Genomic DNA, 22,135 nt, shown 5'->3' on the forward strand with positions numbered 1-22,135 from the left:
TTATGTTAAAAGCAAGCTTCTAATATAACCCCGCTCGACTTGCATGTATTAGGCACGCCGCCAGCGTTCGTCCTGAGCCAGGATCAAACTCTCCATTAAAGACCAACCGAAGCTGGTTTATAGAAAGAGCGATATGCTCATTTTGAAACTGACGAGATAAAATATCTCATTATTCGCTTCCATTTTATACAGCCTGACGGCATGTACCAAAATCTCAGCGTTGGATTTTGCAAGCAAAATCCGTACTCACTCGTTGTTCAGTTTTCAAAGATCAAACATTTCTTTTTCACTGACTCAGCTCGTCGCCTTATCAACTCTTATATCTTATCATGTCCGAACCAACTTTGCAAGCATTTTTTTAAAATCTTTTTTTGTAACACTCGCTCGCAATATTGTATTTCTTGGCCGGAATTAGAATATATCATAGACGAAATAAGTTTGCAAGCATTTATTGCATTAATTTTCGAAAAGCTCTATTTGTTATTCATTCTTCTTCTATTAATATTACCCAGTCTCTTCGGGACAGTAAATAACTAGAACAAAAAAAGAACCCCGCTCCCTGAAACAACAGGAAAGGAGGTTCTGTATACAAAGAGCTTTTTCAAGTTACATCAAGTTGTTATTCCGAACCCATAAAGGCAAAGCGGATCACTACAATAACAGCAAGCACCCACATAAGCCAGTGAACTTTAACTTTGTTGCTGGTAAACAGGTTACTGAATACAGCCAGAACAACGTAAGACAAAATGCCAGCAGAAATACCATTGGCGATTCCGCCAGTAAAAGGCATCAGAACGATGGTCAGGAACGCCGGGAACGCCAGCAGGAAGTTATCCCAGTCAATGTTGCGAACCTGACTCATCATTAGCACGCCAACGATAATCAAAGCTGGAGCAGTAGCCGCGGAAGGCACAACCAATGCCAACGGTGCGATAAAGAGAGCCAACAGGAACAGAACGCCTGTCGTTACAGCAGTCAGACCCGTACGTCCGCCTTCTTCTACCCCTGCCGAGCTTTCTACGAATGCTGTAATTGTGCTTGTTCCCAATACTGCGCCGGTACTTACACCAACGGCATCCACCAGCATAGCTTTACCGATGATTTTCTCACCTTTTTTCTTATCCTTCATTATACCTGCACGGGTAGCCGTACCTACCAGTGTACCAAACGTATCAAATAACTCTACAAATGTGAAAATGAAAATGATATCAAACAGACCGATATGCAAAGCAGCCTTCAAATCCAACTGGCCCACTGCCAGATTACTAAAATCAGGAATCCAGTGACCTGTTGTCAAACTGCTCAAATTCGTTACGCCCATCGGAATACCAATCAATGTAGTAGCTACGATACCAATCAGCAAAGCACCTTTGACCCGAACAACCATCAGCGCTGCGATAATGAGCAAACCGATCAGCGCCAGCAGCGCATCCTTTTGATGAACCAGACTACCCAGAATCAGATTAAAAGCATGACCCGGAACCGGCTGACCTACATCCGTCCCTGGAACGATACTTACCATAACCAGATTACACAGCTTAAAACCAACAATGGTAATAAACAAGCCGATCCCTACGGTAATAGCTGTCTTTAGATTTTCCGGAACCGCAACAAGCAACATCTGTCTCACTCGTGTCACGGTTAAAATCAGAAAGACGATACCAGATATAAATACAGCGCCAAGTGCCGCTTGCCAAGTGATCATACCGTTGGAACTCAAGACTACGGTCATAAAATAAGCATTCAAGCCCATACCCGGAGCCATGCCGATGGGCACATTAACGAACAACCCCATTAGAATAGTGACCAGTCCTGCACCTACCGCAGTGGCAAAAAAAACGGCTTCGCTGGGCATCCCTGCTCCAGTCGGCCCCAAAAAGGTATTGTTGACCACCAAAATGTAAGCCATGGTCATAAAAGTAGTAATCCCCGCAATAATTTCTGTGCGGACGTTCGTTCCATGTTCCTTTAATTTAAAGAAACGCTCCATGAGTCGTAATTCCTCCTACGCAAAGCATACTCGTATTGTTATCGTTCATTTACTGTAATATTCGCATTCACAAGTGCTATATTACATCCGTTATTTTAGGCCGTCCCCTACTGCTTGTCAACACAAAAAGCGAATGTTGTAATTTGATCACATATGTATTGTTCGGAAAATAGAAAGTCCGCCAAGCTGTTATACAGCTGACGGGTTATCAATTAGGCGAATCAGATATTTTTGTACTTATCAAAAGCATTCGCGGTATCCGGTATATTTTCCAAATAAACGATCTTACCTTCTGCATCCAGCCGGGCTTTGTCCACTCCTGTAAGTGTATACACTTCGCCTGTTGCTCTTTTGCCGCATACCGCCCATTTGGTTTCATAAGAAGCAGGTTCCCCGGGCACAGGACTCCAGCCTTCATACATATGCTTGATTTCGAGTGTTCCTTCAAAGAACATGTTCAAGAAGCTTTTCCAACTGTTCATGCCTTGTTTTCGGTCACCATTCAATACGAACTCAATTTCGTTGGAGAACAGGCTGATTAATCGTTCTCTGCTTTTCTCATCATCTTTTGCCAAATCATAATAGTGAAAATAATCTTCTAAGTTCTTCATCATATATATAATTCCTTTCGTGTTGCGCCTCGTTATATGTGTTCTTATGAAAAGGTAATGGCAATTTTACCGACAGCATGGTGGGTTTCGCTTAGAGCATGTGCATCATACAGACCTTTTTGTGAAAAAGGGAACGTAGCTCCTACCACCGATCTTACTTTTTTCTGCTCCAATAGGTCGGCAATTTCCTGTAGCTGCTGTCCGTTGGGCTCCAGCCATATATTTTTGGCCATTACGTCGTGCTCCCTGACCAGCTCTTCGTCAAAATTGCTAACGATGGATATGATCCGTCCAGTGTGCCTTTTCAGAACTTTAAAGCTGTTTTTCTGAACATCTCCACCCATCGTATCGAACACAACGTCCACATCGGACAATACATCCTCGAAACGGGTCGTGCGGTAGTCAATAATTTGATCGGCTCCTAATGAAGCAAGCAGCTCATGATTGCGCTCGCTGGCTGTCGTAATGACATAGGCGCCAGCTTGTTTGGCAAACTGGATAGCGAACATGCCGACACCGCCTGCGCCTGCGTGGATCAATACCTTTTCACCTTTGGCCAGTTGACCATGTGTAAAGAGTGCCTGCCAGGCTGTCAGTCCCGCCAACGGAACAGATGCAGCTTCCTCCCATGAGATCGAGGCAGGTTTACGCGCCAGTAGTTGGTCATCCACCAAGGTATACTCGGCATAAGTACCAAAACGGGTCGTGTCCGGACGGGCAAACACCTCGTCTCCTACTTTCCAATCAGTTACCTCGCTACCTACTTCCGAGATGGTCCCGGCAACATCCCAGCCCAGGATAATCGGAAACTCCCAATCCATCATTTGCTTCAAATAACCTTCACGCAGTTTCCAGTCAATCGGGTTAATGGAGGTAGCTGCTACTTTCACAACGACCTGATGGGCCTGTGGCTTAGGATTGGGTACATTTCTTTCCTTCAGTTCATCCTTGCTTCCGTAGCGTTCAATGACGATAGCCTTCATATTCAGTTCCTCCTCGCGTATTTTACATATTCTTCACATTGGTGGACATGCGCTGTAATGCATTTGTCAAAGAAACAATCTCCTCATCAGCAAACTCACGTAGCATCTTGTCCTGAAAGGCTTGTCTTTGCTCAGACAAAACTTGCAGCTCTCGCACCCCTGATTCTGTTAGACGAATATAGGTCACACGCTTATCCTGCTCTTTTTTGGTGCGGATAATCAGACCTTCCTCCTCCAGCCTTTTCAGATGCCGGGTTACCGCCGCTCCGTCCAGAACCAGCAAATGCTGAAGCTCCAACTGACTCAATTCCTGCCGTTGATCAATGTGATACAAAATTTCGACCTTGGTAAAGCTCGTTTTTAACTGCGCTTCAAAAGCTGTATTCATTTCTTTACACAAAAGATGCATGCGGTAAAACAATTGGCTTTTTTCAGAGCAATGTTCGATGATAGCTCCTCCTTTCTATAATTAATTGACGTATCAATTGATATATCAAGTATTATACACCTCTATTGAAAATATTCAAGCTTTGTGATAAGTGGTTTTCTGTGACAGGTGGTTTATAGAAAACACTCAAGCTAAACGACCTGCCTGAGTATTTTCACTTCGGTGTCCTGCTATAGTTCGGAGTAATGCAATTGAAAAAGAGTCGTGGTATATCTGTTCACAGCTGGCAATGATCTATAGGTTATAGCGTGTTCATAAATCCAATAATACGAACTGCCAGCCGCTCATGACCTGCCTGATTTGGATGCAGACCGTCAGGAATACCATTTTCCCCAGTAAAATACATCTGTCTGTGAACAGGCAGCAGCGGTTGAATTCCGGCGATATTCCACAGGTCGCAGCACGGAAAAGAATACAGCGAAGCCACATCTCTCACGGCCTGCGCATACGCGCTATACACTTGTCCCGTGACTGCATTGGGCAAATGTTCGGGAACCGCATCACTTGATCCGTGGGGCGGTGTCAAAAAGATGATCGGCTTGTCCGGGTAACGGTTAATTAATCCCTCGGCAATATGCTTGAGCGCACCATAAAATGTTCGCGTTTCTGTCGATGGTGTGCCTAAATGACCGAACGGCGTTTCTCCCATGGAAAAGTCATTTCTTCCACCCATAAAAAAGATCACATCCGCGTGAGGATTCATTTTCTCATATCGCTCACACATCGGCTCAAAGCCCCCGCTGGCTACACTGCTGCCGGATATGCCGTGATTCTCAAAGCTTTGAAAGCCCAAGGCGTCGCTGACGATGTGTGAGTAAGGCTTTTCCCCATCCTTTAATTCATATCCAAAAGTAATGCTATCTCCCAAAAATACTGCATGGCTTCCCTAGTACTTGTTCTGATCAGTAGTCATTTGATCCTCTCCTATCCCTTAGATCGTATTATTGATTTCGATAAATTTATGTTCAAAATTGCCGTGCCAGCTTTTTGGACATCAAGGTGATTCCCATTCCCATCAAAACAAACTGCACCATCGTATCAAACACCCCTACCTCCACAACCTCGCCATGAGTCAATTGCATGTCCTGATACATCTTCTCCAATTGCGTAAGATACAGGCAACCATCCGATAGCACGATAATAGTGGCTCCTTGCAGCACCTGTCTGAGCTCTGAGCCTTCATGGATGCCCTTCCCCACCAGTACCAGATCTTCACGACAACATTTTTGATAATGAATATACGGGCTGGTGGAATAACCTGTGACGAAGGCAATATCGAGTTCACCTTCGAGGATCAACTGCTCTATTTCCGTGGTAGTGCCCGTTTTTAATGTCACAGAAGCCTGTGGGTACAGCTCATATACCTTCGTAAGCGCTTTATTTTGGCCGTCATATTCGATTGCAGGTGATTCAGCTTTTGGGCTGCTTCCGTAAGGCTCCTCAATTCTGCTACTGAAACGAATGCCTGCATGTTCTCAATGTCCATCCCTTCACCTCCCATCAAATAAAATGATAGCTACATTATAAACAAACATTATTATTTATGAGTTTAGTGTATTATATTGGCCTTGGGCACTATTTTCCAGCCACATTTAAAATTCAGGAGGGTTCCGCAACATGATGAAAAAGAAGATTCGTGCAGGTGTTGTAGGAGGTTCGATGAATAACAAATGGGCCAGTCAAACGCACATTCCCGCTTTGCTAAAGCATCCGAACCTTGTTATCACTGCCGTCGGCACTTCCCGTATGGAGAGTGCGCGGCAAAGCGCAGAAGAAGTAGGGGCGGCAGAACAGGCGGGCATTCATCATACCGTCGGCTTGCAGGCACGGCAGGATCTTGAAGTGCAAACGATGAAAAAGCTGGTGGAAGACGGAACGATTGGTGAAATTGTGTCCTGTCATATGCAAGTATCTACTCGAGGTAAAGGAGGACGAACAGATCAGGATACGGCTTATCTGCTGAATAGAGCCAATGGCGCCAATCTGCTGACGATTAACGGGGGACATTCTCTGGACGCGCTGCAATACATCGTTGGCGAATTCCGTGAGCTATCGGCCATCACATCATCTCGCTATAACGAAGCCACTATTCAGGAAACGGGTGAAGTCATTCCCAAGGATACTGCGGATCAGATTCTGATTCAGGGGTCATTGGAGAAGGGGGCAAACGTATCCGTCCACATTCAGGGGGGAGTGAATCCAAAATTCGAGCTGGAGATTCAGGGAAAAAGGGCGTTTTGCGTTTGACTCAGAAAGGTTTTGTTGTCTTGTTACCGATGTCATTCAAGCAAGCATCAATGTGCTTGTTCGCCTTCCCTAACCCTGTATACACAGTTTCTTCCCCCCGCCAAAATATACTCTACCCGTTCGATATGAACATTATCTCCAAGAATGGTTTCAAATAAATGTAACTCATTCTTACATAACCCGGTACAGGCAGCAGCAGCTTCACAGATCGGACAATGCTTCTCGATAAACAAGAGACTCCCATCGCCTTGATCCTTGACCTCGGCCATATAGCCTTCGTTTGTTCGAATATCGGCTAGTTTCTCCAGTTTCTCTCTTACGCCCGATGCGTCACCAAGATGCTGAAGATATTGCTCTTGCATATTCTTATTCCGGACAGACAGCAGCTTTTCTAGCCCCTCGTTTCCGAAAGCCTCTCTCATCGAATTGATCAGACTGACTGATAACTCAGAATATCCGTTTGGAAAAAACCGATCAGCCCCAGGCGTTAATCTCCATAGCTTTGTGGGTCGACCCATGGGACGGGCCTCTTCTTCGTAAGTAACCAACCCTTCTTCTTTCAGAGCATTTAAATGTTGACGAATAGCCATACCAGATAGCGAAAATTTGGAGGATAGTGTCGCAACATCCATTCCACCTTGCTGCTTTAGCAGATCAATGATCCCTCTCCGGGTACCAGTTGATGAATCCTTATTCGTTTGATTGCGGCTCATGGTGAACCTCCTTTTGAAAGCGACTGGATCTACATCACTCTCTACATTTTAAATAAAAATGTTGACAAAGTCAAAGTCAAACTGTAGTTTAAACTTTATAAACAAAAATGTTTACTAAGTATCCGGATATGAAGTATACATAAAAAATTTCTTGGAGGTCACATTTCATGTCTTCTAATCCTCAAAGTATTTTCAGCCCGCGTTATTTTGCACTGTCCATAGGAATTATCCTGTCGGTGATGGCAGTTGGATTCGAGGGCTTATCGGTAACTACAATTGCCCCTTCCATTGCTGGCGACTTGAACGGCCTTGACCTATTTGGCTGGATATTCAGCACATATCTGCTTGCGCAGATTATCGGGACCCTGGTCGTCGGTCGAATCATTGATAGAAGAGGACCTGCAGCACCGTTCACTTTCGCACTTCTTTTGTTTATCGTCGGGCTGATCGCTGCCGCAACAGCAGGCGATATGTATACCATGATAGCGTCACGGGCCATGCAGGGTTTAGGTGCCGGCGCTATGATGACTTGCGTGTACACTGCAATATCCTTAAGTTATCCCGATGAATTACGTGCCAAAATACTCGGAGCATTCGGTACTGCCTACGTTCTTCCGTCCATGCTTGGTCCATACGTTGCCGGTCTTATCGCAGACCAGTGGTCCTGGCGGTTTGTTTTCTGGGGAATATTACCGATCCTGATTGTTTCAGCATTGCTAAGTTTACCTGCTTTTAGGAAATTAAAGACAGAGAGAACACAAGGGGACAACGGAGCTACAGCTACATGGTTGGCGTTACTATTAACGATAGGTACAGGGATTTTCTTAGTTGGTCTTAGCATGCTGCCGATAATTACAGGGTTTGTTTTAGTCATTATTGGCTTAGTGCTAATGGTATATCCGCTGCGCAAACTGCTACCCAAGGGAACTCTTGCTTTCCGAAAAGGCATGCCAGCTATTCTAGCAACACGTGGGCTGTTCTTCGCTGCCTATACCAGCACACAGAATTTCTTGGTATTGGCTTTAATAGATGTGAAAGGTATTACTCCTTCTCAGGCCGGATTAATTGTAGCGAGTGCTGCGCTGAGTTGGTGCGTCATTGCTTATCTGCAAGGACGTTGGGATTCGGCAGACCAAGGTCGTGGACGTCATACAAGAATTATTCTGGGTGTGCTATTGCTTGCATTTGGGATTGCCTTCGTATTTTGGGTACCAGTTGTAACTGTTGCCGTTGCGGTTATTGGACAAATCATAGCTGGAATTGGAATCGGATTGGCGCATCCTATTAGCGGCGTTGTGGCATTTTCCCAAACAGGGGAAGAAGGTGTTGGAAAAACTTCGGCAAATTTGCAATTTGCGGATTCTTTTACACCGGGCGTGGTTATCGGAATAGGCGGTTCCATCCTTGTTGTTTGTCAATCTGCAGGGATGTCACTGCAATCAGGATTAATTGTAACGATGGGTTTTCATCTTTTGTTAATCGTAATGAGTTTATTCGCTAGCACTCGGATTACACCAGCAAACTGAACTAATAAACAGATGAGGAATTCACAATGTTTACCACTTTAAAAGCGAGTATTGACGGAACCGTTCCTTGTCCTTTAAGACATGGAACGGCTACGTAATTAGAACAAAAGGAATCAGTCTCCTGTCTATCTAAGCTGATCATGAGAAGGAGGGTATATCAATAATATGTTGACTACAGATACTGAGAAACTTTTTACAGCTTATCGTATAATCGGGACTAAATGGATTATTCATATACTATTTGCCCTTTCTCAAGGTCCAAAGCAATTTAGCGAAATTTCCGAAAATGTTCCTTCCATTTCGGAATGCATCCTCTCTAAGCGTTTAAAAGAGCTTCAAAACGATAATTTGGTTAAAAGAACTGTAAGTTTGACACGCCCCATACAAACCATTTATGAATTAACACCAAAAGGATCTGCTCTTGCTACATTCATACCCTGTTTAATAGACTGGGTTAACAATGCAGCTAAAAAAAATGACGTTCCAAGGAGGAATTACTACGATGATACAGGTCAGTGAAGCAGCATTCGAAAAAATCGTCGAAATCTTATCAAGTGCTAATGCCCGAAATTCTTTCCTTAGAGTAGGCGTTGATGAGGGGGGATGCAGTGGTTTATCCTATTCTCTTATCGTGGATGAGCAGAAAACAGAAGGTGATATCTTATTAAATAAAGGTGAATTTAGTATCTTGGTTCACACTAATAGTATTAAATATATTGAAGGTCTTCAAATTGACTATGAAGAAAGCGGTATGTTAGGCGGTTTCACCTTGAATAACCCTAATGCAAGAGCTTCATGTGGATGTGGAGCTAGTTTCAGAATGGCAAATTATCGTGGCGAAGTTAAAAAATGTGATTGAAAAAAATTGGAAAGGGGAATAGATTATTTATGTCATTTGTAGTATCTGAAAAAGCTATCCATTCTTTTAAAAATGACTGGGATTTAGAAGAGGGTCAATATATAAGAATTTATGCGAAGTATGCAGGTGGAGGCTCAGAAGCATTCTCTATTGGTATAAATTCAAGCGCTACACCAATTGATCCAGCTTTAGTTAAATCTATTGGTGGATTTTATTTCTTTATTGAAAAAACTGATGCTTGGATTTTGAAGGACGAATTTCTTAAAATTGATAGTAATGAAGAAGGTATATTTTTAAATAAAATCTCATGTTGAGACTATATAGGACGAACTTTTCTAGCTTTTCTATTTTCCAGACCCAATAAAACTACTTTCAGAAGAAGCTTTTCTTTTAAATCTTACATGTGAGTAACTTAGGGAGAGAATTTCATGAACATTTTTGAGAATTAAATACCTTTGGAAAAGTTAAAATTAAATGAGCCATTAAAAAACTACACTTATGTAAGGATAGGTGGTAAAGCAGACATGCTTATCCATCCAACAGTGAAAGAAGAAATTATAAAAATCTTGGAAATTGCCAAAATACATCAAATACCTCTGACTGTCATTGGAAAAGGATCAAATATAATTATTAAAGATAGTGGAATAAGAGGAGTTACTCTTTCTCTGAGCCATTTCCATCAAATTAAAGTCAGCGAGCACAAGATTATTGCGCAAAGCGGTGCAAATATTATAGATGTCTCAAGGATCGCTTTGGATAACACCTTAACTGGTCTAGAGTTTGCATGTGGAATACCAGGTAGTACAGGAGGCGCCTTATATATGAATGCGGGTGCTTATGGCGGTCAGATTGCCGATGTTGTCCAAAGTGCGAGTGTTATTACTAAAGATGGAGAAATTATGAATATAACCCGAGAAGAAATGAAACTTGGTTATAGAAATAGTATCTTCAAAACGGATAAATATATAATACTTGAGGTCGAGTTTAAACTCGAAAAAGGGAACAAGGATGTAATTTCCAGTAAGATGAAGGAATTAACTTTGAAAAGAGAAGCTAAACAACCTCTCCAGTATCCCTCTTGCGGAAGTGTATTTAATAAAAAATAGAGTACACGATAAATTTAATATTTATTTGGAGGCGGAAATAATTATTTTGGGAGAATAATTTCTGTTTATTAGGCATTTTAAATTAGTAGTTCACTTTATTATGCTTAAAAAGCATCAAATATTGAAGAGTAGACAAAGGTAACTGACTAAGTACACTGCATAGCTGATTATATGAATATCTAATAAAACTCCTGAATATATTTTTTGATATGAAGTGGTGTCACATCCTCAGTTTCAGACACCCTTCCCGACCTAGAATTCTTGAGTAAGCCTGAAATCCTCGATTATCTCATTGATTTTGATCATAAAAAATACTCCCTTCTATTTGCAAAATAACGCAGATAAAAGAGAGTAATTTTTTGCACTCTATTGTTGCAGGTGTAGGAGCATCATTAATGCCATTAATGCCACAAACCCTTGTGTATCAAGGGTTTACGGCTAACTAACAGTATGAATATTCCCGTCCTATTCCCACTCAATCGTAGCTGGTGGTTTGGAGGTGATATCGTAGACAATTCGGTTGACGTTATCCACTTCGTTAACGATACGTACTGAAATTTTCTCCAGCACATCCCAAGGGATACGCGCCCAATCGGCAGTCATACCGTCGATAGAGGTTACTGCACGAATACCCACAGTGTAAGAATACGTACGGGCATCGCCCATAACGCCAACACTCTTCATATTCGGCAAAGCGGTGAAGTATTGCCAGATTTCCCGGTCCAGACCGGCTTTGGCAATCTCCTCGCGCAAAATATAATCTGATTCACGAACAATCGTAAGCTTGTCCTCTGTGACTTCACCCAGCACGCGAATGGCAAGACCCGGACCCGGGAATGGCTGACGCCATACAATCTCAGGTGGCAGTCCGCATTCTTCCCCAACTTTACGCACTTCATCTTTGAACAGTGCATTCAGCGGCTCGATCAACTTGAACTTCATGTCTTCCGGCAAGCCACCTACGTTATGGTGCGATTTGATCGTCTGTGCCGTGGCTGTTCCACTCTCTACAATATCCGTATACAACGTACCTTGTGCCAAGAAAGTAAAATCGTCGAATTGAGCAGATTCTTCCTCGAACACATAGATGAACTCGTTACCGATGATTTTACGTTTTTGTTCTGGATCATCGACTCCTGCCAGCTTGGACAGGAAACGCTCACGCGCGTCAATTTTGACAACCTTCATATCAAATTTGCCAACGAATGTTTCCATTACGCTTTCGGCTTCACCCTTGCGCAGCAGTCCATGGTCGATGAACATACATGTCAGTTGATCGCCAATCGCTTTATGAATGAGCATCGCTACAACGGAAGAATCCACACCGCCACTTAAAGCGCACAATACTTTTTTGTCGCCTACCTGCTGGCGGATTTCACGGATCTGGTCCTCGATGAACGACTCCATCGTCCATTTACCATCACAACCGCACACTTCATACAGGAAGTTGCTAATCATCTCATTACCATGAATGGAATGACGCACCTCTGGATGGAATTGTACCGCGTACAGATTCCGCTCCGGATGACTCATCGCTGCAATCGGCGCGCTTTCCGTTCCTGCATCCAGTTTAAAGCCGGATGGCAGATCCGTAACATGGTCTCCGTGGCTCATCCATACGGTCTGACGGGATTCCAGACCTTTGGCCAATCTCGTATCCTCATTGAATTGCACGTCTGCTTTGCCGTACTCACGCTTGCCTGCACGTTCTACCTTACCGTCCAGTTGGTGAGCCATCAGCTGCATACCATAGCAAATACCGAAAATAGGAATTCCCAGATCGTAGATTGCCCGGTCGACTTGAGGGGCATTTTCTGCATATACGCTGGAAGGCCCACCTGAGAAAACAATCCCTTTCGGTGCCAGTTCTCTCAGCTTCTCCGCAGGCGTATTGTATGGAAGGAGCTCGCTGTACACGCCGAGGTCCCGTATTCTTCTTGCGATTAACTGGTTGTATTGTCCTCCAAAGTCGAGAACTACAACTATTTCATTAGGCTTATTCATTACCGTGCCTCCCTCAATTGTTCGTTTCATTATACGCAACGATAAAACAAGACGTCAAGAAATCAACCGGAGTTGAGCGGACATGAAAAGATTGTTAAAATGAATTAATTCTAAATTATGAATCTGTTCGTAGGAGTGTAAACGATGGATGTGCTGAAATGGATCGCGCAATTGTTCGAAGAATACGGATACAGCGTCCTTTTTTTCGGCTTGCTGCTGGAATTTATTGCTTTACCTTTTCCCGGGGAAACCACAATGGCTTATGCGGGATATCTCTCCTATTCGGGTACGCTGGATTTTGGAAAGCTGGTGCTGCTGGCCTTTTTAGGCACAACCATCGGAATGACCATTACCTACTTTATCGGAAAATGGGCCGGACTCCCCTTTATCCAGAAATACGGTAAATGGGTTTTATTATCGCCGGACAAGCTTCAAAAAACGCAAAAATGGTTTCAACGTTACGGGTACTGGCTTATTTTTCTCGGATATTTCATTCCTGGTGTCCGGCATTTTACGGGTTATTTTGCGGGAATTATCGCTCTTCCCCTGCGTAAATTTGCCTTGTATGCGTACAGCGGCGCTCTGTTCTGGGTCATCCTGTTTCTTGGCATCGGTAAGGTGTTCGGTCCGCAATGGGATGCCATGTTCCATTTGGTAGAGCTGTATGCGCTGCGAATCGTCGTCATCATCGGCATTATCCTTCTGCTATATATCGTTTATCGCTGGAGATCCTTCCTGTTTAGTTCTTTCCGCAAGTCCGACAAATCGGTGAAAACCAGTGGCAAAAACGATCCGGAATAATTAGACATTCGCCGCCTTACGGCTGCGAGCCCTTGTATAGTAAATCGTTATCACGATAGATATCATGACAAATCCTGCTCCGCCAATCAAACCTAACATACGCGGCTCTATGATTTCCACTGCAACCCCGGCTCCAAACATGGATAAGCCTATAATCCCTTGACTCCACGCTGTCAGCATGCCCAGCAATGGCCCCTGTAAATGCAGCGGGGTCTCCCGCATTAATAGTGTATCCAAACAGATTGCCCCCACCCCGCCAGCCAACGAAATGAAAAAGTAAATGGCGACCGCCGCCCATGCATGATCAATTCCACTTAACCCCATGAGCAAAATTCCCTCCAATAGCAGACATACCAGTCCTCCACTCAATAAAGAACGGCTGAATAGACGCCCCAGTGCATAGCTGGCAACCAGACCCGCACCCAAAGCGGCGTAAAACAGTCTAATCCCGGCATCCCCCAGCTTAAACTCCTGCACGGCATATACACTGATCAGCACATTATCAATTCCATTGATGAACGGAACCAGTAGCTCGAATGCAATTACGACTTGGAGCGGAAGCGAAATGCGGATGCATTGCAGTATTTGTGACCTACCGAGGATTCGATCATCGAAAGACGTCTGACTTCCACGTGATTCAGTATGAGCATCCTCCCTATTTACTTCCTCCTTGGTGACGGGCGGGAATGCAATATTGCAGACGATCAGACCTGCAACGAAAAAGCTGGCGGAATTGAGCATAAATGCGACCTGTGGTCCAAAAAGCGCGGATACGATGCCTCCAGCAGCGGCGCCAATCACCAATACCAGTCCGCTCATCACCTGCTCCAGACTGTTCACCCGCAACAAATCCGACGGTCGGACCAGCAGCGGGATGGACGACTTACGGGCTGGAGCGTACAGCGCTTCCCCACAGGCTAACAGGGTACTGACTCCATAAACAATCCACATATCCTCATTGCTGTGAACACTTAAAAAGGCAAGGGCTGCTCCACCTCTGAGCAGATCCGTGGTCATCATAAGTGTGCGTCTGGATATGCGGGTGATAAGCACACCTGACACGGGTGACAGAATTAAAAAAGGAATCACCCTTAATCCCAGCATAATCCCCACGCTGAGTCCCGAGCCAGTAAGCTGATAAATCAGGGCCAACAAAGCGATTTGGCAGAAGCGGTCTCCAATTCCGTTAATGATGCCAGCTACGAATAACTTTCTGTATTGCTTGTATACCATGTACTTCAGCTCCAAATCCAAATGATCCACTAATTATATATAAATCTAATTAGCTATACGACTAATTTAAAGGGGTGATTATACAAACGTCAAGCATAAATTTATATATTCAGAGCACACTAAACCAACTAACTCCAATATCGGAGGATTTTACGTATGCAAAATGAGAATAAAAGCTGTCCACTCACTCACGTATCCTCTTGCCTGCGGGATAATGTGAATCATATACAAAGCTCGATTGGAAACAGCGGGGATTTGATTGTCAAAGAGCTACTGTGGATGCAGAAATGGCCAGCAGCCGTGTTTTATATTGATGGTCTGATTAACACTCAATTGCTGCATGATTCTGTACTGCGCTCATTTATGCGGATGGAAATTCATCATGTTCCGGAAGGTGCTGAACCGTTCGATTATTTAAAGGATCAGGTGTTGATCGCAGGGCATTCAGGCACTTTGGATGAAATGGATGCGTTATTCAACCGGATGCTATCCGGCGGAATTATCATTTTGCTGGAGGGTTACGCGAAAAGCATTTGGATTGATGCCGTTGGTTGGGAGGATCGCAACGTCAGCGAGCCCCAATCCCAGACGGTTGTACGCGGACCGATGGAGGGTTTCACTGAGAATCTGCGTACCAATACAGCTCTGGTTCGCAAGCGAATCCGCGACCCGCGTCTTTGGATGGAAACAAGGCAGATCGGAAAAGTCACGCATACCAACGTGGCCGTGATGTTTATCAAAGGAGTCGCGGACGAAGGCGTCATTCAGGAGTTGAGAGAACGCCTGGACCGAATTGATATTGACGGGATTATGGAAGGTGGCTACATCGAGGAGGAAATTCAAGACGCCACCTTTACCCCCTTCCCTACGATATACAACAGTGAACGCCCGGATGCGGTAGCAGCCAGTTTGCTGGAGGGAAAAGTGGCCATATTAGTGGACGGGACTCCGTTTGTACTTCTTATTCCTGCGTTGTTTATCCAATTTTTCCAGTCGGCCGAGGATTATTATCAACGCGCGGATATCAGTACTTTGTTGAGAATGCTGCGATTTTTGGCTTTTTTCATCGCTCTGCTGGCACCAGCCTTCTATATAGCGATATCTACCTTTCACCAAGAAATGCTTCCTACAAATCTGCTGATCAGTTTGGCAGCGCAACGGGAGGGTGTTCCGTTTCCGGCCTTTGTGGAAGCGATGCTGATGGAAATTACCTATGAAATTTTGCGTGAGGCCGGGGTGCGTATTCCAAAGACGGTCGGACAAGCGGTATCCATTGTAGGTACGCTGGTCATTGGGCAAGCTGCTGTGGATGCAGGCGTCGTGTCGGCCGCCATGGTTATTATCGTATCCATCACCGCGATCTCCAGCTATGTCATCCCTGAAAATGGGCTGTCCATTGCGGTACGGATTATCCGGTTCGCCCTCATGATGCTGGCCGCCGCCTTCGGATTTCTGGGTATATTAATGGGCTTGATGGCCCTGTTGCTTCATCTGACCAGTTTAAGATCTTTTGGAGTGTCTTACATGAGCCCGTTCGGCCCTTATGTGCAAAGTGATATGAAGGATACGATCTTTCGCTTGCCTTGGCCATGGATGACTACACGTCCGAATACGAATCAAGTTCAGAATACGATCCGGCAAATACACCAGAAAAAGCGGGTGGGTAAGAAAAAATAATTGGGAAGTGACCGTACATGAAAGGTGTAACCAGCATGATTCTCATACTCAGTCTACTTGCTTCCCTTCTGACCGGCTGCTGGGATCGCAAAGAGCTTAACGAGATCGGAATTACCGTAGGACTGGGTGTGGATAAGGACGGCGATCAAATTCGTGTGTCGGCACAGGTGGTTGTACCTTCGGAGGTGGCCTCCAAATCAAGATCCAGTAAAGGATCTCCTGCGGTAACTACCTATGTTGCAACAGCGCCTACTCTGTATGAGGCTATCCAAAAAATGACGGAAATCAGTCCGCGAATCATCTACTTATCTCATATCCGTATGCTGGTATTTGGCGAGGAATTCGCCAGACAGGGCATCGCCGATGTTGTGGAATCCCTGATGAGAGAGCCTTTTGCCAGAACTGACTTTTATATCTGTATTGCGAAAGGTACGTCTGCCTCCAAAATGCTTCAGGTAACTACGACATTGGAGAAAATTCCGGCGAACAAAATGTTTGCTTCCATGGATGTATTAACTAAAACCTGGGCTCCTGTCAGCAAAGTGACTATAGATCAGCTGATGGAGGATCTCGTCAGTTCCGAAATACATGCTGCTCTACCTGCCCTCGAAGCTAAAGGAGATTTACCCAAGAGTGTGGAGGAAGGTATGGACAATGTCAGAACGATTGAACCCATAGCAGATCTGGCTTTTTCCAGCTTAGGCGTATTTAAAAAAGACCGGTTGATCGGCTGGCTTGATGAAGACGATAGCAAAGGATACAACTATATCCGGGATAGCGTGGATACAACAACAGGACATACGGACTGCCCGGAAGGCGGTAAAATCGCTCTGCTGGCTTTGAGCAGTCACACGAAGACTAAAGTGTTAATACACAACGGTGAGCCTATAATCCAGATATCCGTAGAGAACAAAAGTACGATTAGAGAGAATAGCTGTAAAAAAATGGAGCTTAAAAGTCTGGAGGATATTAAAGAAATCGAGATGGAGAGTAATGCCAAATTGATCGAGATTATGAAGCATTCCGTAGAAACTGTACGTCGCAACTTCAAAGTAGACATTTTTGGGTTTGGGCAATTAATTCATCAAACTGATCCCAAGGTCTGGAAAGAACTTAAAAAAGATTGGAACCACACATTTATGAATTTACAGATTGAATATAAGGCAAATACGGAAATTCAGAAAATGGGAGCTATTTTCCAGTCCTTTCAAAAGAAAATGAAGGAGTAAGCCAAATAACGGTTCGAGGCTTCATAGCATCCCAAAACGAGTACGATTACGGAAGGAACATCCCTATGAAGGCCGTCATTGCGGTTTTGTGCATTGCTCTATTGATTGCAATCAAGGATTTGCCCGGCTTATACCGCAAGCATCGCTTTAAGGACATGGTTGTATACATCGTGATGCTCGCATTCGGGGCGTGGTTCAGCACGATCGCTGCTCAGGCAAAGGAAACATCGAGCCCACTAATCTTGATTGAGATGATATATAAGCCGGTAAATAGCCTGTTTTCACATCTATTCAATTTGTAAATAAAGGGGGCCGCCAGCGTTGGAAAAAGGCCGTATTAGTGTTGGGCAAGTAACGGTTCTCATTATTTTTTGCACAATGGGTGATATGATACTGATCATCCCCAGCATCTGCACCCATATCGCTAAACAGGATGCATGGATCAGTACCCTGCTGAGTATACCGGCAGGCATGGCGCTTGTATGGCTTTTGCTGCGTGTACATGAGCTGTATCCCAGCCTTACTTTGATTGAAGCTATAAGGAAAATTCTAGGGAAATGGTTGGCCCCTGTCGTCTCGATATGGTATCTTTTCTATTTCTTGATGTCCGATGCCATATATATTAGGGAATTTGGTGACTTTTATACTACACAGACTTATGTGCAAACCCCGTTAAGGATATTAATGCTGCTGGCAATACTCATGCTGGTCTTTGCTTTTTTTACCGGAATTGAAGCCCTTGCCCGTGCCAGCGAGCTATGTTTTCCTTTCTTTGTAATTGTGACTATTACTGTAGTGGCTTGCCTTATTCCCGAGATTGATTTTTCTAAAGTAAAGCCAATTATGGAAAACGGGGTTCTTCCTACTATTCATGGTACGCTTCTTGGGGTTAGTTATCCATTTGGAGAATTAGTCGTATTTCTCATGCTTTTTCCCTATGTGAAGCATTCAGCACATTTTAAAAGAAGCATCCTTTTAGGAAGCCTAATAGGCGGAATTCTGCTCAGTCTGTTTGTAATCATGTCTCTGTTTGTTCTCGGCCCTTTTCTAACTGAATCTAGCGTGTATCCTTCGTATATGCTCACTGCCAAAATAAACGTGTTCAATTTTTTCCAACGTATGGAGGCCTTTATAGCAGCTATATGGGGATTATCGCTCTTTTTTAAGAGCTTCCTTTATTTTTACGCGTTCATATTGGGGACAGCACAGACATTTCGTCTAAAAGATTACCGCCCTCTCAGCATGCCTGCGGCAATGCTCATTTACGGCTTGAGCATGATGGTTGCACCCAATATCATCTACTATTTTGATACCCTTGTCCCCTTCTGGGTAGATTGGGATTTGACCAACTCGGTCATCATTCCCTTGAGCTTGTGGGGCATTTACACAATCAGGCAGAAAAGAAAACAATCAAAATGAGGGTTATACAACATCCTGAGGTAAAAAAGTTGGAGATTACATAGCAAAAACACCCTCTGGGACTGAAATACAACCAGCGTCCCCAAGGGTGTAAGAATGTTTATGATTTACGCCTGCTCCCGAATGTACTCCAGCGCAGCATCGATATGCCCTTTGACTCTCAAACCACGCCATTCATGAATCAGAATACCATTCTCGTCAATGAGGAAGGTGGAGCGTACGATCCCCATATATTGCTTGCCGTACATCTGCTTTTGCTGCCACACGCCGTAAGCTTCCGCCACTTCATGTTCCTCATCCGCCAAAAGCTGAAAAGGTAGTCCGTACTTGGCAATAAACTTGTCATGCTGCTTGAGTGGATCAGGGCTTACTCCCAGAATGACGGTATTCAAGCCTTCAAACTCCGTATGCTTATCCCGAAAATCACAAGCCTGTGTCGAGCAACTGGAAGTCAAATCCTTCGGATAGAAATACAGTAAAACCCTGCTGCCTCTAAAATCAGACAACTTGACGTTTTTCCCTTCACTTCCCGGCAATTCAAAGTCCGGCGCGGGTTGTCCAATAGCGGTAGATGTCGTGGACATCTCATCATCTCCTATCTTGTGGGGTTCTCATGTGATCCGACCTAAGAACCTGCACCTCTGTAACGCCGAATACCAAAATTCCATGCCAGTAAGCCCAAGGTTAGAAATACAGCTCCCATGACCGGAGTCAAAAGCGCCATATGCTGCATATCCTCACGATGAAGGAACAGGGATGCCGGATATACGCCAACAAAAGCAAACGGCAGAATCCAGGTCAGCACGACTTGAATCGCACGGTTATAAATCGTCACTGGATAACGTCCATAGCTCTGCATATTGTACATGAGTGGAATAATTCCTGTTGGCGCGTCCGAAAAGAACGAAATAGAAGTCAAGATGGTATAGATTCCCGTATAAATCGCTACGGCACTTAGGCTCATGATGATTAGAGCCGGGATGAACCACCACGCCATATACAAGTCCATTTGCGCCCCGCTGATTCCCATAATAACCAGACCAATCGCCGATCCGACCAACGCGGGCGGGTCCACGTTTTCAAGGAAAATCTGGAATAGATTATGCGCAGGACGGGTCATGACCCGATCCAGCTCTCCTTTTACAATATAGCGCTCGCTAAAGTTCCACAGATTGACGAAACAGCTGAATAGCCCGTAAGGAACCATGAAAAAGCCATAGACAAATACGACTTCATTTTCGCTCCAGCCGCCCAAACTGTCCGTGTGCATAAAAATGACCAAAATAAAAATGAGATTGGTGGCCTGAAATAGCAGGTCCGAAACGACCTCCACCCAAAAATCAGCGCGGTAGGTTAGCCGCGATTTCATATAATTCTTTAAATATTCGCTAATGAGTCCCAAATAGTACATCATCGGCCTACCCTCCCTGCACGAACAGACGTCTGCGCGCCAGTCGCCAAATGATGATCATCGGCACGAGCAGAACGACCAGCCAAATGATTTGGATACCCAGCACATTCCAAATACCAACGCCTTTTACTCGTCCGGTAAATACGGAGCCGGGCAAATACGTAATCGCCTGAAATGGCAGCCACTGGGCGAAGGTCGCCAGCCAGCCCGGAAACAGGCTGATGGGCAGAATCAAGCCGGAGAACAGGTCTACCACCACCCGCTTCATGCGCATCATACCCTCGTTATTTTCAACAAAAAAGGCCGTCAGCCCCGTAATAATATTGATTTGGGTATTGATCAGAAAGCTGAAAAACAGCATCACGAGGAAACTGATCCATGCTACAGGGTCCGTCGGCAACGTCACTGGGAACAGCAGCATCGCAATCGCCATGCCAGGGATCATAAACAGCAGGAAACGGAACATCCCCTCGCCAAGCCCCTGCATGACTTTGACCAGCACATAGTTATACGGCCGGATCATCTGGATGGCAATGCTGCCATCACGAATCTCCGTCGAAATTTCACGGTCCAGATTGTTGAAATAAAAGGCCCTCGCCATCCACGATACCGCTACATAGGTCGTCATTTGGGCTGCGGAAAAGCCACCGATGCTGCCCGCATCTCCATAAATCGCTTTATACGTGAAATAATATACACCAATATTCATGGAATAAATTAATATGCCCGTATAATAGTTCACACGATAAGCGAGCATGGTGAGAAACCGGATACGAATAAAATCGGTATATACGCTAAGCATGGACTTTGGCCTCCACTGCCGGAAGCACGGGATTGCCCTTGCGTTCCGCCGAGCCTGATTGGTAGATGCTACGCACGATATCATCGGTGTTCGTTTCAATGATTTTGATATCCGTAATGTCCGTACGCCCGACTACGCTGGCCAAGACATCCGATACGTTAATATGAAGCGGAATCCACACCTTGGCAGCCAAATCATTATCCGCCGTCCAAGCCAGCGGCATGTCCGCTGTCCACGCTTGTAATTGCTCAAGCTGGGTGGGCACGCCGAACTGAAACTGTACTTCCCGTCCTGTACCCCAACGTGCTTTCAAATCCTCCAGACCACCGTCATAGATGATGTTCCCGTCATCCAGCATAATGACGCGCGAGCACAGCGCTTCAATATCCTGCAAATCATGGGTCGTCAGCAAAATCGTCGTCCCGTAATCCCGGTTCATGTCCTTTAGGAACTCACGGATTTCAGACTTCACCATAATATCGAGTCCAATGGTCGGTTCGTCCAGAAAAACGATGGACGGATTGTGAAGCAACGCGGCCACCAATTCACAGCGCATCCGCTGCCCAAGACTAAGCTTGCGCACCGGACGGCTTAGCAGGTCCTGTAATTGGAGCCGCTCTACCAGCTCATCCAGCCTGCGTTTGAAGTCTGTAGCCGGAACCTGATATACTTTGCGCAGCAGCTGAAAGGACTCAATCACGCCGATATCCCACCATAGCTGGCTGCGCTGTCCAAAAACAACGCCGATATTACTTACGAATTTCTCGCGTTCCTCGTAAGGAACATAGCCGCCCACTTTGAGATGTCCCGAGGTCGGCACGAGAATGCCGGTCAGCATCTTGATCGTAGTAGACTTTCCAGCTCCGTTTTCACCAATATAGCCACATATTTCTCCCTGAGGAATACCAAAGGAAATATCTTTGACCGCGGCCACCTCGTTGTATTCGCGGGCGAATAAATCAAGGAATGCTCCTTTCAGGCCTTCGCGGTTTTTTTGCACTTTAAATGTTTTGCGCAGATCCTGCACATCAATTGCCAGCATGTCATACCTCACATTCGGGATTTTGAAAAATCCA

General features: G+C 44.9%; 25 protein-coding genes and 1 rRNA gene. 11 read left to right on the forward strand and 15 right to left on the reverse strand.

Annotated features, from left to right (window positions below; translation table 11 throughout):
- From QD47_RS10475 to QD47_RS33095, 8 genes are all read right to left on the reverse strand, one after another.
- Nucleotides 1-99: ribosomal RNA gene (locus QD47_RS10475) — 16S ribosomal RNA — on the reverse strand; the annotation flags it as partial.
- A 520-nt stretch (nt 100-619) separates the two neighbouring features.
- On the reverse strand, nt 620-1,990 hold the full coding sequence (locus tag QD47_RS10480; protein WP_044646076.1) for an NCS2 family permease: 1,371 nt from the start codon (nt 1,988-1,990) through the stop codon (nt 620-622).
- 221 nt (nt 1,991-2,211) lie between these two features.
- The gene (locus QD47_RS10485) at nt 2,212-2,601 is read right to left on the reverse strand and encodes a hypothetical protein (protein WP_044646147.1); all 390 of its coding nucleotides are present in this window, start codon (nt 2,599-2,601) and stop codon (nt 2,212-2,214) included.
- 44 nt (nt 2,602-2,645) lie between these two features.
- Nucleotides 2,646-3,584, reverse strand: a complete 939-nt coding sequence (locus QD47_RS10490; protein ID WP_044646077.1) for an NADP-dependent oxidoreductase — start codon at nt 3,582-3,584, stop codon at nt 2,646-2,648.
- Nucleotides 3,585-3,606: 22 nt separating this feature from the next.
- Nucleotides 3,607-3,972 carry a MarR family winged helix-turn-helix transcriptional regulator gene (locus tag QD47_RS10495; protein WP_235332239.1) on the reverse strand — a complete coding sequence of 122 codons (366 nt, stop codon included), beginning with the start codon at nt 3,970-3,972 and terminating at the stop codon, nt 3,607-3,609.
- 301 nt (nt 3,973-4,273) lie between these two features.
- Nucleotides 4,274-4,900, reverse strand: coding sequence for an SGNH/GDSL hydrolase family protein (locus tag QD47_RS10500; RefSeq protein ID WP_235332240.1), 627 nt, complete (start codon nt 4,898-4,900; stop codon nt 4,274-4,276).
- 97 nt (nt 4,901-4,997) lie between these two features.
- Complete coding sequence (locus QD47_RS10505) at nt 4,998-5,369, reverse strand: LysR substrate-binding domain-containing protein (RefSeq protein ID WP_052646753.1); 372 nt, start codon at nt 5,367-5,369, stop codon at nt 4,998-5,000.
- A complete protein-coding gene (locus QD47_RS33095; protein ID WP_412177968.1) occupies nt 5,366-5,533 on the reverse strand; it encodes a LysR family transcriptional regulator in 168 nt (55 codons plus the stop codon). Before QD47_RS33095 ends, QD47_RS10505 begins: the two co-directional genes overlap by 4 nt.
- 116 nt (nt 5,534-5,649) lie before the next feature.
- Between QD47_RS33095 and QD47_RS10510 the strand changes: the two genes are divergently transcribed.
- Complete coding sequence (locus tag QD47_RS10510; protein WP_052646754.1) at nt 5,650-6,279, forward strand: Gfo/Idh/MocA family protein; 630 nt, start codon at nt 5,650-5,652, stop codon at nt 6,277-6,279.
- Nucleotides 6,280-6,326: 47 nt separating this feature from the next.
- Here the strand turns inward: QD47_RS10510 and QD47_RS10515 are convergent, their stop codons facing one another.
- Nucleotides 6,327-6,992 (reverse strand): helix-turn-helix transcriptional regulator, encoded by a 666-nt coding sequence (locus tag QD47_RS10515; protein WP_044646078.1) that lies wholly within the window; start codon nt 6,990-6,992, stop codon nt 6,327-6,329.
- 167 nt (nt 6,993-7,159) lie between these two features.
- Here QD47_RS10515 and QD47_RS10520 point away from each other — a divergent pair, with 167 nt between their 5' ends.
- The 5 genes from QD47_RS10520 (at nt 7,160) to murB (ending at nt 10,483) form a co-directional block, all read left to right on the forward strand.
- Nucleotides 7,160-8,518, forward strand: coding sequence for an MFS transporter (locus QD47_RS10520; RefSeq protein WP_044646079.1), 1,359 nt, complete (start codon nt 7,160-7,162; stop codon nt 8,516-8,518).
- A gap of 165 nt (nt 8,519-8,683) precedes the next feature.
- Nucleotides 8,684-9,037 carry a winged helix-turn-helix transcriptional regulator gene (locus QD47_RS10525; RefSeq protein WP_052646755.1) on the forward strand — a complete coding sequence of 118 codons (354 nt, stop codon included), beginning with the start codon at nt 8,684-8,686 and terminating at the stop codon, nt 9,035-9,037.
- The gene (locus QD47_RS10530) at nt 9,021-9,377 is read left to right on the forward strand and encodes a HesB/IscA family protein (protein ID WP_044646080.1); all 357 of its coding nucleotides are present in this window, start codon (nt 9,021-9,023) and stop codon (nt 9,375-9,377) included. The genes QD47_RS10525 and QD47_RS10530 overlap by 17 nt, the downstream gene beginning before the upstream one ends.
- A gap of 29 nt (nt 9,378-9,406) precedes the next feature.
- The gene (locus tag QD47_RS10535; RefSeq protein WP_044646081.1) at nt 9,407-9,691 is read left to right on the forward strand and encodes a HesB/YadR/YfhF family protein; all 285 of its coding nucleotides are present in this window, start codon (nt 9,407-9,409) and stop codon (nt 9,689-9,691) included.
- Nucleotides 9,692-9,832: 141 nt separating this feature from the next.
- Nucleotides 9,833-10,483: a UDP-N-acetylmuramate dehydrogenase gene (gene murB, locus QD47_RS10540; protein ID WP_161797170.1), complete on the forward strand. Its 651-nt coding sequence runs from the start codon at nt 9,833-9,835 to the stop codon at nt 10,481-10,483.
- A gap of 465 nt (nt 10,484-10,948) precedes the next feature.
- Here murB and guaA read toward each other — a convergent pair whose 3' ends face one another.
- A complete protein-coding gene (guaA, locus tag QD47_RS10545; protein WP_044646083.1) occupies nt 10,949-12,487 on the reverse strand; it encodes a glutamine-hydrolyzing GMP synthase in 1,539 nt (512 codons plus the stop codon).
- Between the two features lie 144 nt (nt 12,488-12,631).
- Between guaA and QD47_RS10550 the strand changes: the two genes are divergently transcribed.
- Nucleotides 12,632-13,288 carry a DedA family protein gene (locus QD47_RS10550; protein WP_044646084.1) on the forward strand — a complete coding sequence of 219 codons (657 nt, stop codon included), beginning with the start codon at nt 12,632-12,634 and terminating at the stop codon, nt 13,286-13,288.
- On the opposite strand, the gene QD47_RS10555 is transcribed toward QD47_RS10550, so the two are convergent.
- Complete coding sequence (locus tag QD47_RS10555; protein WP_044646085.1) at nt 13,289-14,521, reverse strand: MFS transporter; 1,233 nt, start codon at nt 14,519-14,521, stop codon at nt 13,289-13,291. It lies immediately after the preceding gene.
- Nucleotides 14,522-14,677: 156 nt separating this feature from the next.
- Between QD47_RS10555 and QD47_RS10560 the strand changes: the two genes are divergently transcribed.
- The 4 genes from QD47_RS10560 (at nt 14,678) to QD47_RS10575 (ending at nt 18,846) form a co-directional block, all read left to right on the forward strand.
- Complete coding sequence (locus tag QD47_RS10560; protein ID WP_044646086.1) at nt 14,678-16,198, forward strand: spore germination protein; 1,521 nt, start codon at nt 14,678-14,680, stop codon at nt 16,196-16,198.
- A gap of 17 nt (nt 16,199-16,215) precedes the next feature.
- Nucleotides 16,216-17,427 (forward strand): Ger(x)C family spore germination protein, encoded by a 1,212-nt coding sequence (locus tag QD47_RS10565; RefSeq protein ID WP_044646087.1) that lies wholly within the window; start codon nt 16,216-16,218, stop codon nt 17,425-17,427.
- A 65-nt stretch (nt 17,428-17,492) separates the two neighbouring features.
- Nucleotides 17,493-17,729: a hypothetical protein gene (locus tag QD47_RS10570; protein WP_044646088.1), complete on the forward strand. Its 237-nt coding sequence runs from the start codon at nt 17,493-17,495 to the stop codon at nt 17,727-17,729.
- Between the two features lie 19 nt (nt 17,730-17,748).
- A complete protein-coding gene (locus QD47_RS10575; RefSeq protein WP_052646757.1) occupies nt 17,749-18,846 on the forward strand; it encodes a GerAB/ArcD/ProY family transporter in 1,098 nt (365 codons plus the stop codon).
- 107 nt (nt 18,847-18,953) lie between these two features.
- Here the strand turns inward: QD47_RS10575 and bcp are convergent, their stop codons facing one another.
- From bcp to QD47_RS10595, 4 genes are read right to left on the reverse strand one after another with little or no spacing between them, the layout of a single operon-like run.
- Nucleotides 18,954-19,430 (reverse strand): thioredoxin-dependent thiol peroxidase, encoded by a 477-nt coding sequence (gene bcp, locus QD47_RS10580; protein ID WP_044646089.1) that lies wholly within the window; start codon nt 19,428-19,430, stop codon nt 18,954-18,956.
- Nucleotides 19,431-19,471: 41 nt separating this feature from the next.
- Nucleotides 19,472-20,260, reverse strand: coding sequence for an ABC transporter permease (locus QD47_RS10585; RefSeq protein ID WP_082067160.1), 789 nt, complete (start codon nt 20,258-20,260; stop codon nt 19,472-19,474).
- 4 nt (nt 20,261-20,264) lie between these two features.
- Entirely contained in the window at nt 20,265-21,059 is a 795-nt protein-coding gene (locus QD47_RS10590) for an ABC transporter permease (protein WP_044646090.1), read from the reverse strand.
- Nucleotides 21,052-22,101 (reverse strand): ABC transporter ATP-binding protein, encoded by a 1,050-nt coding sequence (locus QD47_RS10595; protein ID WP_044646091.1) that lies wholly within the window; start codon nt 22,099-22,101, stop codon nt 21,052-21,054. Before QD47_RS10595 ends, QD47_RS10590 begins: the two co-directional genes overlap by 8 nt.
- Between the last annotated feature and the right edge of the window lie 34 nt (nt 22,102-22,135).

Origin of the sequence: Paenibacillus terrae (assembly GCF_000943545.1) — a bacterium.
In the GTDB taxonomy this organism is placed as follows: domain Bacteria; phylum Bacillota; class Bacilli; order Paenibacillales; family Paenibacillaceae; genus Paenibacillus; species Paenibacillus terrae_A.

Coding starts and splice junctions, on each gene's coding strand:
- QD47_RS10480 (WP_044646076.1), bottom strand. CDS start 1,990: ATGGAGCGTTTCTTTAAATTAAAGGAACATGGAACGAACGTCCGCACA.
- QD47_RS10485 (WP_044646147.1), bottom strand. CDS start 2,601: ATGAAGAACTTAGAAGATTATTTTCACTATTATGATTTGGCAAAAGAT.
- QD47_RS10490 (WP_044646077.1), bottom strand. CDS start 3,584: ATGAAGGCTATCGTCATTGAACGCTACGGAAGCAAGGATGAACTGAAG.
- QD47_RS10495 (WP_235332239.1), bottom strand. CDS start 3,972: ATGAATACAGCTTTTGAAGCGCAGTTAAAAACGAGCTTTACCAAGGTC.
- QD47_RS33095 (WP_412177968.1), bottom strand. CDS start 5,533: ATGGGAGGTGAAGGGATGGACATTGAGAACATGCAGGCATTCGTTTCA.
- QD47_RS10510 (WP_052646754.1), top strand. CDS start 5,650: ATGATGAAAAAGAAGATTCGTGCAGGTGTTGTAGGAGGTTCGATGAAT.
- QD47_RS10515 (WP_044646078.1), bottom strand. CDS start 6,992: ATGAGCCGCAATCAAACGAATAAGGATTCATCAACTGGTACCCGGAGA.
- QD47_RS10520 (WP_044646079.1), top strand. CDS start 7,160: ATGTCTTCTAATCCTCAAAGTATTTTCAGCCCGCGTTATTTTGCACTG.
- QD47_RS10525 (WP_052646755.1), top strand. CDS start 8,684: ATGTTGACTACAGATACTGAGAAACTTTTTACAGCTTATCGTATAATC.
- QD47_RS10530 (WP_044646080.1), top strand. CDS start 9,021: ATGATACAGGTCAGTGAAGCAGCATTCGAAAAAATCGTCGAAATCTTA.
- QD47_RS10535 (WP_044646081.1), top strand. CDS start 9,407: ATGTCATTTGTAGTATCTGAAAAAGCTATCCATTCTTTTAAAAATGAC.
- guaA (WP_044646083.1), bottom strand. CDS start 12,487: ATGAATAAGCCTAATGAAATAGTTGTAGTTCTCGACTTTGGAGGACAA.
- QD47_RS10550 (WP_044646084.1), top strand. CDS start 12,632: ATGGATGTGCTGAAATGGATCGCGCAATTGTTCGAAGAATACGGATAC.
- QD47_RS10555 (WP_044646085.1), bottom strand. CDS start 14,521: ATGGTATACAAGCAATACAGAAAGTTATTCGTAGCTGGCATCATTAAC.
- QD47_RS10560 (WP_044646086.1), top strand. CDS start 14,678: ATGCAAAATGAGAATAAAAGCTGTCCACTCACTCACGTATCCTCTTGC.
- QD47_RS10565 (WP_044646087.1), top strand. CDS start 16,216: ATGAAAGGTGTAACCAGCATGATTCTCATACTCAGTCTACTTGCTTCC.
- QD47_RS10570 (WP_044646088.1), top strand. CDS start 17,493: ATGAAGGCCGTCATTGCGGTTTTGTGCATTGCTCTATTGATTGCAATC.
- bcp (WP_044646089.1), bottom strand. CDS start 19,430: ATGTCCACGACATCTACCGCTATTGGACAACCCGCGCCGGACTTTGAA.
- QD47_RS10585 (WP_082067160.1), bottom strand. CDS start 20,260: ATGATGTACTATTTGGGACTCATTAGCGAATATTTAAAGAATTATATG.
- QD47_RS10590 (WP_044646090.1), bottom strand. CDS start 21,059: ATGCTTAGCGTATATACCGATTTTATTCGTATCCGGTTTCTCACCATG.
- QD47_RS10595 (WP_044646091.1), bottom strand. CDS start 22,101: ATGCTGGCAATTGATGTGCAGGATCTGCGCAAAACATTTAAAGTGCAA.